Origin of the sequence: Pseudohaliea rubra DSM 19751, assembly GCF_000764025.1 — a bacterium.
GTDB classification, from domain to species: Bacteria; Pseudomonadota; Gammaproteobacteria; order Pseudomonadales; family Halieaceae; genus Pseudohaliea; species Pseudohaliea rubra.
This window is the reverse complement of sequence record NZ_KN234793.1, coordinates 1-16,960: the sequence shown is the minus strand read 5'-3', so window position 1 is coordinate 16,960 and position 16,960 is coordinate 1. Positions and strand designations below refer to the sequence as shown.

The window sequence follows — 16,960 nt, the reverse complement described above, 5'->3', positions numbered from 1 at the left end:
GACCGGCTCCACGCCGACCTGCAGGCCCTGGCGGCGGCCCGCCTCGCAGCCGCCGGCGTCAGCCGCTGCTACCGGGACCCTCGCTGCACGGCGAGCGACCGCAGCCGCTTCTTCTCGTACCGTCGCGACGGCGAAACCGGGCGCATGGTTTCCTTGATTCTCATCAATCCTTGAGCGTCCGGCACCGCAGACGCTGTTGAAAAAGGTCATTTCTGGCCCAATATCTCCTCTAGCGAATTGATTGTTGACCGGTGATACGGCAGCACGGGAGATAGCACTATGCGAATGGACAAGCTCACCAACCAGCTGCAGAACGCACTGGCCGATGCGCAATCCCTGGCGTTGGGCCGGGACAGCAATTTCATTGAGCCGCTGCACCTGCTTGCCGCCCTGCTCGACCAGCAGGGCGGCTCCACGCGGCCGCTGTTGCAGAAGGCCGGCGCCGATGTGGCCCGCCTCAAGGAGGCGGTGCAGGGTGGCCTTGATGCGCTGCCGAAGGTGTCCGGCAGCGGCGGGGATATCCATATCTCCAACAGCCTCGGGCGCATTCTCAACCTTACAGACAAGCTCGCCCAGCAGGGCGGTGACGCCTATATCTCCACGGAGCTGGTGCTGCGCGCCATGCTCGAGAGCGACAGCGATGCCGGCAGAATGCTCGAGGACGCCGGCGTCAGCAAGGCCGCGCTTGAGCAGGCCATTGCCGCCGTGCGCGGCGGCCAGAACGTCGACAATCCGGAGGCCGAGGAGTCCCGGCAGGCGCTGGACAAGTACACCATCGACCTCACCGAGCGCGCACGGGAAGGCAAGCTCGACCCGGTTATCGGTCGCGATGACGAGATCCGCCGCACCATCCAGGTGCTGCAGCGGCGCACCAAGAACAACCCGGTGCTGATCGGCGAGCCGGGCGTGGGCAAGACCGCCATTGTCGAGGGCCTGGCCCAGCGGGTGGTCAACGGTGAGGTGCCCGAGGGCCTGCGCAACAAGCGCATTCTGTCCCTGGACCTCGGTGCGCTGCTTGCCGGCGCCAAGTTCCGCGGCGACTTCGAGGAGCGCCTGAAGGCCGTGCTCAATGAGTTGTCGAAGGAAGAGGGCCGGGTGATCCTGTTCATCGACGAGATCCATACCATGGTCGGCGCCGGCAAGGCCGAGGGTTCCATGGATGCCGGCAACATGCTGAAGCCGGCGCTCGCTCGCGGTGAGCTGCACTGCGTGGGCGCCACTACCCTCAATGAATACCGCCAGTATGTGGAGAAGGACGCGGCCCTTGAGCGGCGCTTCCAGAAGGTGCTGGTGGACGAGCCGAGCGAGGAGGATACCATCGCCATCCTCCGTGGCCTCAAGGAACGCTACGAGGTGCACCACGGTGTGGATATCACCGACGGCGCCATCATCGCCGCCGCCAAGCTGTCGCAGCGCTACATCACCGACCGGCAGCTGCCGGACAAGGCCATCGATCTCGTCGACGAAGCCGCCAGCCGCATCCGTATGGAGATCGATTCCAAGCCCGAAGCGATGGACCGCCTCGAGCGTCGGTTGATCCAGCTCAAGATCGAGCGCGAGGCCGTGAAGAAAGATGACGACCCGGGTGCCGTCAAGCAGCTGGAGCTGCTGAACGAGCAGATCGACAAGGTCGAGAAGGAATACGCGGATCTCGAGGAAGTCTGGAAGGCGGAGAAGGCCTCCCTGCAGGGCGCCGCGCAGATCAAGGGCGAGATCGAGCAGGCCAAGCTCGAGCTCGAGGCCGCCGGCCGCGCCGGGGATCTGGGCCGCATGTCCGAGCTGCAGTACGGCAGGCTGCCGGAGCTTGAAAAGCAACTGGCCGCGGCCCAGGAGGCCGAGACCGTGGAGCGTACGCTCCTGCGCAACAAGGTCACCGACGAGGAGGTGGCCGAGGTCGTCTCCCGCTGGACGGGGATCCCCATCGCCAAGATGCTCGAGGGCGACCGGGAGAAGCTCCTGCGCATGGAGTCTGCGCTGCATGAGCGGGTCGTAGGCCAGGAGGAGGCGGTCGTTGCCGTTTCCAACGCTGTGCGCCGCTCCCGCGCGGGCCTGTCGGACCCGAACCGGCCGAACGGCTCCTTCCTGTTCCTCGGGCCCACGGGCGTGGGCAAGACCGAGCTGTGCAAGGCGCTGGCGTCCTTTCTTTTCGACAGCGAGCAGGCCATGGTGCGCATCGACATGTCCGAGTTCATGGAGAAGCACTCGGTGGCCCGCATGATCGGTGCTCCCCCGGGCTACGTGGGCTACGAGGAGGGCGGCTATCTCACCGAGGCGGTGCGCCGCAGGCCCTACTCGCTGCTGCTCCTCGACGAGGTGGAGAAGGCCCACCCGGACGTGTTCAACATCCTTCTGCAGGTGCTGGAAGACGGCCGGCTGACCGATGGTCAGGGCCGTACCGTGGACTTCCGCAACACCGTCATCGTCATGACCTCCAACCTGGGCTCGGACCTGATCCAGGAACTGGCCGGGGAGGAGAACTACGACCGCATGAAGAGCGCCGTCATGGAGGTGGTGGGGCACCACTTCCGTCCGGAGTTCATCAATCGTATCGACGAGACCGTGGTCTTCCACCCGCTGCAGCAGTCGCAGATCCGCGGCATTGCCCAGATCCAGCTGGCCCACTTGCGGGAACGGCTGGCGGAGCGGGAGCTGTCCCTCGAGCTGTCGGACGCCTTCCTCGACAAGCTGGTTGCCGCGGGCTTCGACCCGGTCTATGGCGCCCGGCCCCTCAAGCGGGCCATTCAGCAGGAGCTGGAGAACCCGCTGTCGCAGCGGATCCTCTCCGGGGACTTTGCGCCCGGGGATACGATCTCCGTGGACCTGGACGGCGAAGCAGTGGTTTTTCAGGGCGCTGAGGCGCCCTGAGGCCTGTCTTACGGGGGCTGGAGGGCCATCGCAAGTGCTCGCAAGCCCCGGTAATTTGGGCTAACCTTCCCAATAGAAGGCGTGTCGCAACAGGCGCTCCCAGGAGGGATGGAGAGGACCATGGTATCCGGATCGGCTGCTCGAGGGCGGGTGGTCGGCTTTACGCTCATAGAGCTGATGATTGTCATCGCTATCGTCGCCATTCTGGCGGTCGTAGCGTACCCCTCGTACGTCAAGTATATCGTCAAAGCCAACCGTGGGGAGGCGCAGGGCTTCCTGATGGATGTGGCTCAGCGTCAGCAGCAGTTTCTCATGGACGAGCGTCGCTACGCGCCGGATCCGAATGAGCTCGGGGTGACCCCGCCGGAACGCGTCGACCAGCACTACAGTGTCGAGTTCGCCACCACTTCAACGCCGCCGCCACCGACCTTCACGATCACGTTGACCCCGCGAGCGGGAACAATCCAGGTCGACGACGGCGCGCTCACCATCAACCAGACCGGCGAGAAGCTCCGCGGAGGACAGCCATGGTAAACCGTTCCCGCGGCTTCACGCTCGTGGAACTGATGATTACCATCGTCGTGCTCGGCATTCTTATCGGTCTTGCCGCACCGGCGTTCCGCGGGTTTGTTGCTGAGCAGCGGATTCGTGCCGCCAGCATGGACCTGCAGATGGCCTTGACCATGGCGCGCTCGGAGGCCGTGAAACGTAACGCCCGCATCGAACTGCAGCGCAGCAACGGTACCGACTGGTCCGGCGGCTGGCGCGTGCCGGACCCCAACGATGTGACGCTCCTTACCTACACACCGGTAGTCGACGTCGCTGTCGAGGGCCCGGACAGCGACATCGTTTTCCGACCGTCCGGTCGTCCCCTTTCGGGGGTTTCTTTCCGGCTCTCGGTAGCCGGTCTCGCGTCGGCAACGCCGAGTTGTATAACGCTCGATAGCAGCGGCCGGGCGACAGGAGGGCAGGGGTCATGCCCCTGACGTCCGGTCCCCGCAGGCCAGGCGCCCCGGTGGCCGGGGTGACCCTTATCGAAGTGCTGGTGACGCTGCTCATCCTGGCTATCGGGCTCCTGGGCCTTGCGGGGCTCCAGCTTACAACGGTGAACGGACAGTTCGAGGCCTATCAGCGCTCCCAGGCGCTGCTCCTGGCCGAGGAAATGGCCGGCCGGCTGCGCGCCAATGCGACGGTGGCCCGCGATCCGAACAGCCCTTATACGGCCGATGCTGGCACCACGCTCTACGGTGTCGGGTCCGACGAGTGCACGGCCGCTATGAGCATCGCCCGCCGCGATCTCTGTGAGTGGAACAACCGGCTTCTCGGCACCAGTACCACTCGCCCCGGTGACCCGAATGAGGGGCTGGCGAGCATTATCAGCGCCCGCGGCTGCATCGATCGCCTCGCCGGGTCCGGGGATGGTGATGTCGCGGTGCAGGTCACCGTCGCCTGGCAGGGGCTGGTGGAGACATCCCCTCCGTCGCTGCCCTGTGCGCAGGGACAGTACGGCGACGAGCGCCTGCGGCGTGCCGTGGCCACTCGCGTGGTGTTCGCCGAACTCGTGGACCCGAACTCGCCATGAGGCGGCCACATCGGCTCTGCCGGCGCCACGGCTTCAGCCTCGTGGAGCTGATGATCGCGATTGCCCTTGGTGCCGTCCTCATGCTGGCCGTGACGGAGCTTGCCACCCGCAACAGTGCGGTCCGCAATGAACTGCAGCGCAGCGCCGCGCAGATCGAGAACGGGGTGTTCGCCATTCAGCAGCTGGAACAGGATATTGCCAACGCGGGGTTCTGGGGTGAGACGGGGCAACCGCCTGCCGTGACCTATGACGGCGCCCAGTATTCGGCGTGCTCAACGACGCCGCCGCTGTTCGTTGGGACCGCCACAGCGCCTGCCGCGCTCGGTGAAGAGCTGAGGCAGGCAACCTGTTACCCGGTGCTCGGGGGCCAGGCACCTCCGACCCCCGCTGGCCTTGCGGTCAAGGACGGCACGGACTATCTGGCTATCCGCCGCGGCAGCTCCTGCTCCCTCGACGATGCCGGCTGCGATCCGGCGGTGCCGGGGGACGTCTATCTGCAGGCCAATGCCTGCTTCGAGCCCAACGTGTCTGGCGCGCCGGCGCCCGGCGATCTGCAGTTCAGCACCGTGGTGGCAGAGCTGGAGTTCATGACCCGCGCCTGCGACACCGTGACGCCGGTGGAGCTGGCGCCGCGCTACCGGCTGCTGTCGCGCATCTATTTCATCAACGATGACGACCAGCTCGCCCGTGCCGAGCTCTCGGGCACGGGCCCCGGTGCCTATGATACGGTGGAGGCGCTGGTGGACGGGGTGGAGGCGCTGCGCCTGGAATATGGGCTTGATAACGGCGCCACCACGGGCAGTTTTGCCGGTGATGGCCAGGTTGACGAGTACGTGCGCACGCCCCTGGGCGCGGGGTGGTCTGATGTGGTGGCCGTCCGCGTTTTCCTAGTGGTCCGCAGCCGAGAGTCATCTCCGGGCCATGTCGATAACCGGAGCTACACGGTTGCCGGAGAGAGCTATACGGTGCCGGCGGCTTACAGCGATTACAAGCGGCAGGTGTTCAGCCGCACCGTGGTCCTGCGCAATGTCGCGGAGCGCCGCGAATGAGCGGCCTGACCACAGCCTCCCGGCGGCGCCAGCGTGGCTTGGTTCTGGCCGTGTCGCTGATCATGCTGCTGGTGCTGACGCTCATTGCGGTGACTGCAGCGAATATCGCCCAGACCAACCTCAAGGTAGTGCAGAACGTCGAGAGCCGGGAGATGGCGCTCTTTGCCGCCAAGGCGGCGCTGGAGGAGGCCATCAGCTCGAACCGCTTCACGGCTTCGCCGGACAATATCTTCCTCCAGAGCTGCAAGCAGCCAAACGAAAAGTGTTACGACATTGACGGGGACGGCACTGACGATATCGAGGTGTTCGTCGACCCGCCGGACTGCATCATCGTCATGCCGATCCGCAACGCGGAGCTCGATGTCTTCAACACGCCCGGCGATGCCCAGTGCTTCCTGCCCCCGGGAGAGTTTTCCATGTGCGCGCGCTCGGTCTGGGAGCTGCGCGCCACCGCGATCGATTCCGTGACCGGTGCCCGTGTATCGGTACGGCAGGGTGTTTCGATCCTGACAACATTGAACAATATCGCGTCGGTATGCCCGACGTGAGTTCAAGGAGAAGTTAGATGGCCCCAAGACAGTTTTTCGCTGCGTTTCTGTTTCTGGTGGTGACGCTGGTGCAGTCTTCCAGGGCTGAGGACATCGACCTGTTTGCGGGCATACCCACGGACGTCGGTGATGCCTTGCCGAGCGTTATCTTCATTCTCGACAACACGTCGAACTGGTCGCGGCAGAGCCAGCGCTGGCCGGATCGCAGCGCCCAGGGCCAATCGGAAGTTCTGGCCATCAAAACGGCGCTCGAGCCCCTCGTTGACCAGGTCAACGTGGGCCTGGTGGAGTTCGTCACCGCCGGTAATGCCAACGAGGACGGTGGCTACGTGCGCTTCGACCTGCAGCCGTTGACGGCGACGGCCTACGGGAACCTGAGCGCCACGCTGACGGATATTTTTGACAATATCAATTCCCCTACGGAGGCGCGAAACGCCAACGAGAACTGGGGCGACCTGATGTTCGACCTGTACAACTACCTGGCCGGCGGCGCGCAAAGCGACAGCGGCGGCGGCACGCCTACCGGCCTTGCCGATGCCGCAGCCTACCGCACCCCTTTTTCGACCTTTGCATCGCCGCTCACGGCCGACGACATCTGCACCAACAGCTATGTGGTCTTCATCGGCAACCCGAACAGCTCCGGTCCGCGGCAGGATGAGGCCTCGAACAGTGCGGCGCTGACGGCGCTCTACGAGTCGCTGGGCCGGCAGCCTCCGGATGCGCTTTCCGGCGCCTCGGCGGGGACGCCGCTGCCGCTGCCGGAGCTGACTACCACTTTCATTGAAGGCGATTCAGACACGCTTGGCCTTTCAGCGGATCGCTGGAAGAAAAATCAGCAGGATCAGTGCACTGCGGCAGAGCAGAGAAACAATAATCATGCCGCTTGTTTTGAAAATGACAGCTGCGCCTGTGTAGAAATCACGAACGCTTGTGTCAAAGGAGGAGCCTGCTTTTGGGATGTCGCCACCGTCGGCACGGGCACGACAGTTGTTAAGCCCTCGGGCTCCTTCGACACGCAGAGCGGTCGCGACTGGAACATCGATGACTGGGCCAAGTTCCTGCGTAACTACGGCGTGCCGGCCACCGTTAACGTCGATGGCGAGACGGTGACGCAGCGCGTCTCGGTGATCACCTACACCATCGACGTGTTCAACGCGCAGCAGGACGCGGACACCAGCTCGTTGCTGCTCAATACGGCGGAGGTCGGCGGCGGCCGCTACTTCGCCGCCCGCAATGAGAACCAGCTGGTGGACGCCATCGAGGGCATTCTTTCAGACATTGTGGCGGTGAGCAGCAGTTTCGCGGCCGTGACGCTGCCGGTGAACGCCGGGCAGCGGGCGCAGAGTGCCAATCAGGTCTACATCGGCAGCTTCCGTCCTGCCCTTGACAAGGAACCGCGCTGGTTCGGCAACCTGAAACGCTACCGGCTCGGCCTCTTCAACAACCAGGTGGAGCTGGCAGACGTCAACTATCGCCGGGCGGTCAACCCTCTCACCGGCGCCCCGGGCCAGTGCGCGGTGAGCTGGTGGACCTCCGAGACCGGTGATTACTGGGAGAATCTCGGCGTTAATCCGCCTCCCCGGGGTGAATGCCTGGACGCCGGGGTCATGACCAGCATGTGGTCGGACTCCCCTGATGGCTCTTTCGTCGAGAAGGGTGGTGTGGCCCAGCAGGTGCGTGAGGCGGTACAACGGACCATTTACACGGTGGCTGGCGGCGCCCGGGTTGAGCTCACTGACAGCTACGCTGCTGATCTCGGCGGTGACGCCGTGTTCGACTACCTACGCGGCGATCGCGCCGGCATCGACGAGACCATGCCCGCTGTTGGGTTGCGCGCCTCGGCGCATGGCGGTGTTATTCACTCCCGTCCGCTGGTTATCAACTACGGCAACGGCACCATCAAGGCGTTCTACGGGGCCAATGACGGACTGTTCCGCGCCGTCGATTCGGGGACCGGGGCCGAAGACTGGGCGTTGCTCGCACCGGCTCACTACAATGCCATCGCCCGGCTTTACAACAACGACCCGCTCATTCTCTACTCCGGCTTTCCCGAGGACGCCGAGCTCGGCTATGAGGCCAAGGACTACTTTTTCGACGGGTCGCCGGGGGATTTCGTTGTCTACGATGAGAACGACACGGTCAGCAAGGCGCTGATCTTTCCCAGCATGCGCCGGGGCGGGCGCCAGCTTTACGCGCTGGATGTGACTGACCCGGTTGATCCAGTGCTCAAATGGGTGCATGGCTGCGCCGACGACAGCACCGCCAGCTGCTCCGACGACAGCTATCGGGACATCGGCCAGACCTGGTCGACGCCGGTGGCGTTCACCGTGAAGGATTATGTTGACGATGCTGGCGCAGCGATCCCCGTTGTTGCCTTCGGGGGCGGCTACGATACCTGCCTCGACACCGACCAGGCAGCCTTTCCCTGCGCCGGCGATGCCCGGGGTTCGGCGATCTTCCTCCTCAATGCAGAGACCGGAGTGCAGCTCGCGAAGCTGTCTGTCGATGCGCCGGTGGTGGCTGAGCTGGCGCCGCTGGACAGAAACCTCGACGGGAGCGCCGACTACCTCTACGCGGTTGATGCCGCCGGCGGTCTCTACCGGGTTGCGTTGAACAAGCCGTTGGATTCAGAAGCGGAGGTGGTCGACCCCGCAGAGCATTGGACCGCGGCCGTCAAGGTGGGCGCCATGTCCGGGGACAACCGGCGCTTCCTCAACCGGCCGGAGGTCTTCACGGTGCCGCAGACTGCGCTGGTGGGTGTCGCCGTCGGCAGCGGCGACCGCGAGCGTCCGCTGAAGGTCAACTACCCCTACCGCGATGATGTCGATAACCGCTTCTACCTGGTGCTGGACCGGCCGGAGGGTGCCCCGGTCGGTGGCGCCACGCTGCCTCTTGATCTGGATGCCGACCTTATCGATGCCTCCGGCAACAACGGGGCTTCGGTGCAGGCGACCAATGGCTGGTACGTCGAACTTCCGGGACTGGGCGAACAGGTGGTCAACGCCGCCGCCGTGGGCGGGTCGAGGGTGTTTTTCAACAGCTATCAGCCCGGCGGGTCCAGCACCGGTTTGTGCTCGCCACCGATCGGCATCGCCACCGCCTACGCTATCGACACCTTCTTCCCCGATAACACACAGGGCGAGGAAATGGTCGCCGGTGGCATGCCCATTCCGCCGGTGATCGCCACCGTGGTCATCGAACCTGAGGGGTATGATCCGGATGACGAGGACGGGCCACAGCTTCAGGAGCGCACGGTGTGCATCGGTTGCGAGGGGTTTGACGTGGTCGAGATCGACCCGGTGATCTCTCCGGCCCGCAAGCGCATGTGGTGGATCGAGGATATGGATCAGTAGGGAAAGGGCACCGGCTGGTGCCCGGTGGGGATCAGTCCGGGCAGTGCCGCTGGATCAGCTCCCGGTTCACGCGCAGCTGCTCCTCGACTTCTTCTGTCGTCATGAAGCGGATTTCGCCGTCCTCCTCGACACGTTTCCGCGGAAACGTCTCGAGCTTGAAGAGCCGATCTTTTGCTGCAGCACACCGGGCCTCGTCGAGATCCTTGGAGGGTGCCTTTGCTGAAGGCCCGGCGGGCGACGACCGCGGTGCTTGTGCGGGGCCGTAGCTGCCTGCCACCTTGCCCCGCGCGGGCTCGGCATTGTCATCAAAAAGACGGGCCTGGGTGCGGCCGAAGTGCTCCCCGTGGTACTCGTAGTCGATAGCCGGGTCCACCGGGGGCCGATCGCTGATAACTACCTGGCCGCGCTCGTCCCGCCATTTGTAATATTCGGTCGCTGCAGCAGAGCCCGGGCCGGCCGCCAGGGCCAAGGCCAGGGGCGCAAGGAAGGTAGCCAGCACTGCGCGCTTCACTCAGTCTCTCCTGAGGCTTGGCCGGGCCGACAGTGTAATCGGATCAGTGATCTTGCGCGGTCTTTTTCAATAGCTTTCTCTTCTTCCGAAAGGAAGTAGGGTTCGCCGTCGTCTCCCAGCTTCTGGATGCGGCTGGCCGTTTCCAGGGCGTTGAGATTTTCCCGGGCGATGCGGCAGGTTTCCGGGTTTGCGAGGACGTCCTCGCCCTGGGGGGCAGGGGGCTCGTCCTGGCTCCGGGCCGCCTCCGCCGGGCCTGGAGCGGCGGGGCTACTCAGGGAGCGGCCGCTTTTTACCGAGAGCGTCTCGTGGGGGGTTCCGGGCTCTGGCGGGCGGTCACTGATGACCAATTGCCCGGCGGCGTCCACCCAGCGGTAGAGCTCTTCTGCCGCCTGCGCCGCCGGAGGTCCCGCTAGCGCAAGGCCGGCCATGAGGCCGGCAACAAGCAACGCGGAAGCCGATCGGGCAGGCGCTGGCTCTGATTTGCGCAAGATGCACTCCAAAGCGGGAAGCTGCTGCCAACATACCCCAGTCCTCGGGACCCCGCAACGCACCTAAGCGCTCACGCTTTCCCGGGGGATTATTACCGGTTGACAGCCTCCGCCCCGGCGCCCACACTCCTCCGCGTCGTGCTGGTGGCAACGGCTAGCGTCGGGTACCCCCGTCCTCTGGCCTACTGCATCAACGGTTTCAGTTGGTTCAGCTGCCCGCATGTCCCGTAAAACGGTGCTGCCGCATGGGTGGTCGCCGTGGGTCCGACACTGCGCTACCCCGCAGGGCGACACGCACGGGTTCTCGTGATTGTCATTCCCCCTTTGGCGAGTAGACGCTGTTGTTGCGTCCGGCGGGAGTGGCCTTCGGCCGCTGGTGTTCTGCCAGCGCCTGTCCAGCCACACGTTCCAGGCACGCACCGGCCGGCGATGGGTACGCGCGGGCCCGAGGCTGAGCAGGAGTAAGGATCGTGGATCAGAGAACCGTGGAACTGTTGTCCGGGGGCGAGATGGTCGCCCGGGCCCTTGAGGACGAGGGCGTCGAGTTTATTTTCGGGTACCCCGGTGGCGCTGTGCTGCACATTTACGACGCGCTGTTCAAGTCCAATGGCACCCCCCACGTTCTGGTGCGCCACGAGCAGGCGGCCACGCACGCCGCCGATGGCTACGCGCGTGCCACCGGCAAGCCCGGTGTCGTGCTGGTGACTTCTGGCCCCGGTGCGACCAATGCTGTCACCGGTATCGCCACGGCCTATATGGATTCCATCCCCATGGTGGTGTTCTCGGGGCAGGTTGCCACCCATCTCATCGGTGAGGACGCCTTCCAGGAGACCGACATGGTCGGCATCTCCCGCCCGATCGTTAAGCACAGCTTCATGGTCCGGCATGCCAGTGAGCTGCCGACCACCATCAAGAAGGCCTTTACCCTGGCGACAACCGGTCGCCCGGGCCCGGTAGTCATCGACATCCCCAAGGACATCACGAGGCCGGACGAGAAATTCGAGTACAGCTACCCGGAGAGCGTCCGCATGCGCTCCTACGCGCCGTCGCAGAAGGGTCACTCCGGTCAGACCCGCAAGGCGGCGAAGCTGCTGCTCTCGGCGAAGCGGCCGATGATCTACAGCGGCGGCGGCGTCATCCTGGGCGAGGGCAGTGACGAACTCATCGCCCTGGCGCGGCACCTGAACTACCCGGTCACCAACACGCTCATGGGCCTCGGCGCCTTCCCGGGCACGGATCGTCAGTTTCTCGGCATGCTGGGTATGCACGGTTTCTACGAGGCCAATATGGCCATGCACAACGCGGATGTTATTCTCGCCGTGGGTGCGCGCTTTGATGACCGGGTCACCAACACCGTCAGCAAATTCTGCCCCGGGGCGCGGATCATCCATATCGACATTGACCCGGCCTCCATCTCCAAGACCGTGAGCGCGCATATCCCGATCGTCGGGCCCGTGAAGGCCGTACTCACCGATCTCCTCGAGCAGGTAAAGAGCACCCAGAGCAAGGCAGAGGAGACGCTACCGGACGCCGGTGCCCTGGCGCGCTGGTGGAGCCAGATCGAGGAATGGCGCAGCAACCACGGCCTGCTCACGGGCCGCCGTTACGGTGAGAGCGACTACATCATGCCCCAGGATGTGATCCGCAGCCTCTATCGCGCGACGGACGGTGATGCCTATGTGACCTCCGATGTGGGTCAGCACCAGATGTTTGCGGCCCAGTATTATCCCTTCGACAAGCCCCGGCGCTGGATCAACTCCGGCGGCCTCGGCACCATGGGCTTCGGCCTGCCGGCGGCCATGGGCGTCAAGCTCGCCTTCCCGGAGGCCGAGGTGGCCTGTGTGACCGGCGAGGGCAGTATCCAGATGAACATCCAGGAGCTCTCCACCTGCCGCCAGTACAACACGCCGGTCAAGATCGTGAACCTGCGCAACAACTACCTCGGCATGGTCAAGCAGTGGCAGGACATGCAGTATGAGGGCCGCTACGCCATGAGTACCTACGAGGACTCCCTGCCGGATTTCATGAAACTGGTAGAAGCCTACGGACACGTCGGCATCACGGTGCGCGACAAGAACGATCTCGATGCAGCCATGGATGAGGCCTTTGCGCTGCGCGACCGTCTGGTGTTCCTCGATGTCTATGTGGATCCCATGGAGCACGTCTACCCCATGCACGTGGCGCCCAACGGCTCCATGAAGGACATGTGGCTGAGCAAGAGCGAGAGGAGCTGACATGCGCCGCATCATTGCCATCCTGATGGAAAACGAACCCGGCGCTCTCTCGCGCGTGGTCGGTCTGTTCTCGCAGCGCGGCTACAACATCGAGACGCTTAATGTGGCGCCGACGGACGATCCCACCCTGTCGCGGCTGACGCTGACGACCATCGGTGACGACCGCCATATGGAGCAGATCACCAAGCACCTGAACCGCCTGGTGGACGTGGTCAAGCTCGTGGATCTCACCGAAGGGGCCCATATCGAGCGCGACATGATGCTGATCAAGGTGCGCGCTGCAGGGGCGGACCGTGACGAGCTCAAGCGCACGACGGACATTTTCCGCGGCCAGATTGTCGATGTGGCTCCGTCGAGCTACACGATCCAGCTCGCCGGCACCACGGAGAAGCTGGACGCCTTTGTGGCGGCGGTCGGCGATGCACAGATTCTGGAGGTGGTGCGTTCCGGGGTGGCGGGGATCGCCCGCGGGGAGAAGGTGCTCAGGCCCTAGAATCCTGCTGCTGCGTTGCGGGACGTTGTAGCACGGCCCCGGCGCGGGAGGGCGCCTAGAGCCGGCCGTTGGCGGAAGCCCCGGGCCGGCCGCTGCGGAAATCGACCAAAAATCGCTGGCGCGATTTTTCGGGACTCGAACAGTCCTCGCGGAAAGCCCCGACCCGGGGCTTCCGCCAAAGCACGGCCTGAATGGCTGTGGGCGCCCTCCCGCGCCGGGGCCTCAGCCGTGCGCGATCCAGTGCTCCGGGGCTTTTCTCAGCGGATGCTCTTCATCGCTGTCATGTAGCCGCGCAGCGTCTTGCCGACGATTTCAACCGGGTGTGAGCGGATCGCTTCGTTCACCGCGATCAGCTCGCGGTTGTCGACGCCGTTTTCGCCGCCGAGGCCCGTGCCGATCACGTCCGTCTCCATGTTCGCCATGAAGTCCGCCAGCAGCGGGCGGCAGGCGTGGTCAAAGAGATAGCAGCCGTACTCGGCGGTGTCGGAGATCACCACGTTCATCTCGTAGAGCTTCTTGCGGGCAATGAGGTTGGCGATCAGGGGCGTCTCGTGCAGGGACTCGTAATAGGCTGACTCGTCGATAATACCTGCAGCGGTCATGACCTCGAAGGCGAGCTCGACGCCGGCCTTGACCATGGCCACCATCAGGATGCCGTTGTCGTAGTACTCCTGCTCGGTGATTTCCGTCGCCGTGTTATCGGTCTTTTCGAAGGCCGTGTCCTGGGTGGCGGCGCGCCAGGTCAGGAGGTTGGCGTCGTCGTTGCCCCAGTCCTCCATCATCGTGGATGAGAAGACGCCGCTCATGATGTCGTCCTGGTGCTTCTCGTAGAGCGGACGCATGATCGTCTTCAGCTCCTCGGCGAGGTGGAAGGCGCGGATCTTTGCGGGGTTGCTCAGGCGATCCATCATGTTGGTGATGCCGCCGTGCTTAAGGCCTTCGGTGACCGTTTCCCAGCCGTATTGCACGAGCTTGGCCGCGTAGCCCGGGTCGACGCCCTTCTCGACCATGCGGTCAAAGCAGAGGATCGAGCCGGTCTGGAGCATGCCGCAGAGAATGGTCTGCTCGCCCATGAGGTCCGACTTCACCTCGGCGATGAAGGATGATTCGAGCACGCCGGCGCGATCGCCGCCGGTGCCGGCCGCGTAGGCCTTGGCCAGGGTAAGGCCCTCGCCCTTCGGGTCGTTCTCCTTATGCACGGCGATGAGCGTGGGCACGCCGAAGCCGCGCTTGTACTCCTCCCGCACCTCGGTGCCCGGGCACTTCGGTGCCACCATGATCACCGTGAGGTCCTCACGGATCTGCATGCCTTCCTCGACGATGTTGAAGCCGTGGGAGTAGGAGAGGCAGGCGCCTTCTTTCATCAGCGGCATGACTTCGGTGACAACGGCGCTGTGCTGCTTGTCGGGGGTGAGGTTGAGAACCAGATCCGCCTGCGGGATCAGTTCCTCATAGGTGCCCACGGTAAAGCCGTTGCCGGTGGCGTTTTTCCAAGATTGCCGCTGCTCCTCGATGGCGCTCTGGCGGAGGGCGTAGGACACATCGAGGCCGCTGTCGCGCAGGTTCAGGCCCTGGTTCAGGCCCTGGGCGCCGCAGCCCACGATAACGAGTTTTTTGCCCCGCAGGGGCTCAACACCGTCAGCGAATTCTGAGCGTGCCATGAAGCGGCACTTGCCGAGTTGCTGCAGCTGCTCGCGCAGGGGCAGGCTGTTGAAGTAGTTCTGGGTCATGGGGCTTCTCCTGTGATGAGGCGAGGAGAATACGCCGCTCAGTTGCTTGCGTAAAACGCTATCTTTGCGATGCAGTGTTGCGTATAAAGCAAATCATGGATGCTCGCAGTCAGCGCGTTTTTCTCTCCGTCTGCTCGACGCTCAACTTCACCCGCAGCGCCGAGGCGCTCCACCTGTCCGTGTCAGCCGTGAGCCGGACTATTCAGCGGCTGGAGGAGGAGCTGGGCCGGCCCCTGCTCGAGCGGGACCGGCGCAGCATGCGGCTCACGGTCGCCGGGCGGGCGCTGCGCGACCATGCCCAGCGATCGCTGGCGGACTGGCAGGCCCTGCGTCGAGAGCTGTCCAGCGAGAGTGAGCTTGCCGGGGAGGTGAGCCTGTTCTGCTCGGTAACCGCCTCCTACAGTGTGCTGTCGCCGGTCCTGGAGCGCTTCCGCGACGCCTACCCGGGGGTCGATATCATGCTGCATACCGGGGATCAGGCCGATGGTCTCGCCCGGGTCCGGGAGGGCCGCGACGATGTCGCCGTCACCCTGCGCCCTGAGCGCCTGCCCTCGCGCCTCGATTTTCTTGCGCTGGCACGCAGCCCTCTCTGTCTCTGCATTCCCACGGCGGATTGCGCCGTGCGTCGGCAGCTGGCCGTGGAGGCGGCACGCAGCGGTGCGGTGGATTGGGCCTCAGTACCGTTCATCGTGCCCGAGCGTGGTGTCACCAAGGTGCTGATCGAGCGTTGGTTCGAAGTCCAGGGCATCCGCCGGCCGCGCCTTTACGCGCAGGTGGCAGGCCATGAGGCTATCGTCGCCATGGTGGCGCTGGGTCTGGGTGTGGGCTTTGCACCGGAAATCGTGATGAAAAGCGGCGGCCTCGCCAGCGGCGTTGAGGCGCTGCCGCTCAAGGAGCCGTTGCCGGAGCTGCTAATCGGCCTGGTATCGCTTGCTTCCCGCCTCGCCGACCCGCCGGTACAGGCCCTGCGCGACGTCGCGGCGCGTACGTACCCCGGTCCTATTTGATATGATCAGCGGCCCACGCGCTGGAGGACCAGCGATGCATGATGACAACCCGGAGCGGGAGGCCGCCGAGCCGACGCAGCCGGCGGAAGACGAGGCCGCCGCCCAGGCGAGCCGCGTGGCCGCAAGCCTTGATCTGCTGGTCGATGACCACGAAGAGGAGGTCTCTGAAAACGGACGCACGGTCAAGCGTCGCGGCGTCTACCTCCTTCCCAACCTTTTTACTACCGGGGCGCTGTTCTGCGGTTTTTATGCTGTGGTCGCCGCTTTGCGGGGTGACTTCGAGGCGGCGCCGATTGCGATTTTCTTCGCGCTGGTCTTCGACGGCCTCGATGGGCGCATCGCCCGCCTCACCAATACCGCGAGCAAGTTCGGCGGTGAGTACGACAGCCTTGCGGATATGGTGTCCTTCGGGGTTGCGCCGGCTCTGGTGGTGTTCAGCTGGGCGCTCGGTGATCTCGGCAAGCTGGGCTGGAGCGCTGCCTTCATTTACGTGGCCTGCGCGGCGCTGCGGCTTGCGCGTTTCAATACGCAGGTCGACAGCGCCGACAAGAACTTCTTCACGGGGCTGGCGAGCCCCGCTGCGGCCTGCATCATGGCCAGCACTGTCTGGGTGTGCCATGACCTCGGGTGGGTCGGCGATGCCCTGCCGGTGGAGGTCGCTGTGCTGGTGGCCCTTTTGACGGCGGTGACCGGCGTGCTCATGGTGGCGAATTTCCCCTACTACAGCTTCAAGATGGTGGATCTCCACGGGCGTGTGCCCTTCGTTGTCATTCTCTTCGTGGTGCTTGGCTTCAGCCTTGTGACGGTGGACCCGCCCCGGGTTTTCCTGCTGGTGTTCCTGGCCTATGCGGCCTCGGGGCCTGTCATGCTGGTGCGCAAGCGGCGTGCCGGGCGGGGTGCCTGAGGCGCCGTGAAACGGCCCGCATGGATTTTTCTCAAATATTTTCGTCAAAAGCCTTGCGGGGCTTTCTGCCCTGCGTATAATGCGCCTCCTCGGTCAGGGGCACTGCCCAGGACGAGACGCTCAGCCCGGCGCTGAGTGAGCTGCTTAACAGTCAGATGAAGACAGATGTGTGGGCACTTGTTGGGCTGGTTGCTTA

15 protein-coding genes are annotated in these 16,960 nt (G+C 64.6%); 12 read left to right on the top strand and 3 right to left on the bottom strand.

Annotated features, from left to right (window positions below):
* The 8 genes from HRUBRA_RS15060 to HRUBRA_RS13215 form a co-directional block, all read left to right on the top strand.
* The coding region (locus tag HRUBRA_RS15060) for a laccase domain-containing protein (RefSeq protein ID WP_201771616.1) at positions 1 to 174 on the top strand (174 nt) is incomplete at its 5' end.
* A gap of 105 nt (positions 175 to 279) precedes the next feature.
* A complete protein-coding gene (gene clpB / locus HRUBRA_RS13245; protein WP_035517930.1) occupies positions 280 to 2,865 on the top strand; it encodes an ATP-dependent chaperone ClpB in 2,586 nt (861 codons plus the stop codon).
* Positions 2,866 to 2,985: 120 nt separating this feature from the next.
* The gene (locus HRUBRA_RS15670; protein WP_035517937.1) at positions 2,986 to 3,399 is read left to right on the top strand and encodes a type IV pilin protein; all 414 of its coding nucleotides are present in this window, start codon (positions 2,986 to 2,988) and stop codon (positions 3,397 to 3,399) included.
* A complete protein-coding gene (locus tag HRUBRA_RS13235) occupies positions 3,393 to 3,851 on the top strand; it encodes a GspH/FimT family pseudopilin (RefSeq protein ID WP_052094889.1) in 459 nt (152 codons plus the stop codon). Before HRUBRA_RS15670 ends, HRUBRA_RS13235 begins: the two co-directional genes overlap by 7 nt.
* Positions 3,842 to 4,447, top strand: a complete 606-nt coding sequence (pilV, locus tag HRUBRA_RS13230) for a type IV pilus modification protein PilV (RefSeq protein WP_052094887.1) — start codon at positions 3,842 to 3,844, stop codon at positions 4,445 to 4,447. The genes HRUBRA_RS13235 and pilV overlap by 10 nt, the downstream gene beginning before the upstream one ends.
* The gene (locus HRUBRA_RS13225; RefSeq protein ID WP_084592663.1) at positions 4,444 to 5,496 is read left to right on the top strand and encodes a PilW family protein; all 1,053 of its coding nucleotides are present in this window, start codon (positions 4,444 to 4,446) and stop codon (positions 5,494 to 5,496) included. Before pilV ends, HRUBRA_RS13225 begins: the two co-directional genes overlap by 4 nt.
* Positions 5,493 to 6,044, top strand: coding sequence for a pilus assembly PilX family protein (locus tag HRUBRA_RS13220; protein WP_035517927.1), 552 nt, complete (start codon positions 5,493 to 5,495; stop codon positions 6,042 to 6,044). The genes HRUBRA_RS13225 and HRUBRA_RS13220 overlap by 4 nt, the downstream gene beginning before the upstream one ends.
* 17 nt (positions 6,045 to 6,061) lie before the next feature.
* Positions 6,062 to 9,397, top strand: a complete 3,336-nt coding sequence (locus HRUBRA_RS13215) for a pilus assembly protein (RefSeq protein WP_035517925.1) — start codon at positions 6,062 to 6,064, stop codon at positions 9,395 to 9,397.
* Positions 9,398 to 9,428: 31 nt separating this feature from the next.
* On the opposite strand, the gene HRUBRA_RS13210 is transcribed toward HRUBRA_RS13215, so the two are convergent.
* Entirely contained in the window at positions 9,429 to 9,908 is a 480-nt protein-coding gene (locus tag HRUBRA_RS13210; protein WP_035517924.1) for a DUF4124 domain-containing protein, read from the bottom strand.
* On the bottom strand, positions 9,905 to 10,354 hold the full coding sequence (locus HRUBRA_RS13205; RefSeq protein WP_144244480.1) for a DUF4124 domain-containing protein: 450 nt from the start codon (positions 10,352 to 10,354) through the stop codon (positions 9,905 to 9,907). The genes HRUBRA_RS13210 and HRUBRA_RS13205 overlap by 4 nt, the downstream gene beginning before the upstream one ends.
* A 527-nt stretch (positions 10,355 to 10,881) precedes the next feature.
* Between HRUBRA_RS13205 and HRUBRA_RS13200 the strand changes: the two genes are divergently transcribed.
* Entirely contained in the window at positions 10,882 to 12,630 is a 1,749-nt protein-coding gene (locus HRUBRA_RS13200) for an acetolactate synthase 3 large subunit (protein ID WP_035517932.1), read from the top strand.
* Position 12,631: 1 nt separating this feature from the next.
* Positions 12,632 to 13,123 (top strand): acetolactate synthase small subunit, encoded by a 492-nt coding sequence (gene ilvN, locus HRUBRA_RS13195; RefSeq protein ID WP_035517921.1) that lies wholly within the window; start codon positions 12,632 to 12,634, stop codon positions 13,121 to 13,123.
* A gap of 257 nt (positions 13,124 to 13,380) precedes the next feature.
* Here ilvN and ilvC read toward each other — a convergent pair whose 3' ends face one another.
* A complete protein-coding gene (gene ilvC / locus HRUBRA_RS13190; protein ID WP_035517919.1) occupies positions 13,381 to 14,853 on the bottom strand; it encodes a ketol-acid reductoisomerase in 1,473 nt (490 codons plus the stop codon).
* 95 nt (positions 14,854 to 14,948) lie between these two features.
* Here ilvC and ilvY point away from each other — a divergent pair, with 95 nt between their 5' ends.
* Complete coding sequence (gene ilvY, locus HRUBRA_RS13185; protein WP_035517918.1) at positions 14,949 to 15,860, top strand: HTH-type transcriptional activator IlvY; 912 nt, start codon at positions 14,949 to 14,951, stop codon at positions 15,858 to 15,860.
* Between the two features lie 34 nt (positions 15,861 to 15,894).
* Positions 15,895 to 16,764, top strand: a complete 870-nt coding sequence (gene pssA, locus HRUBRA_RS13180) for a CDP-diacylglycerol--serine O-phosphatidyltransferase (RefSeq protein ID WP_035517916.1) — start codon at positions 15,895 to 15,897, stop codon at positions 16,762 to 16,764.
* The last annotated feature ends 196 nt before the right edge of the window (positions 16,765 to 16,960 follow it).